At 37.2% G+C, this 223-nt stretch carries 1 protein-coding gene; it reads right to left on the reverse strand.

Annotation, left to right across the window (positions count from 1 at the left end; translation table 11 throughout):
• Window positions 1-223: hypothetical protein (locus FHG05_RS18525; RefSeq protein ID WP_181369199.1), on the reverse strand; the 223-nt coding region annotated here is incomplete at both ends.

The raw sequence follows: 223 nt of genomic DNA on the forward strand, positions 1-223 counted from the left end.
CCGTTTGAGTAGTTGTTCCTCCATCTAACGAATAACTTACTGTTGCATCTGCTGTACCAACAATATCAAATATAGCATCTTCTCCTTCGCAAATAGGGCCATTTCCTGTTATACTTGTTATACTTGGTAATGGATTAACCACTATAGTTTCTGTATCTGTTAATGGTGTTACACAACTTCCAACTGCAATTTGGCTTACATCTATAGTTTGATCAACAGCTGC

It is taken from the genome of Flavobacterium profundi, assembly GCF_006491645.1.
Classification (GTDB): domain Bacteria; phylum Bacteroidota; class Bacteroidia; order Flavobacteriales; family Flavobacteriaceae; genus Flavobacterium; species Flavobacterium profundi.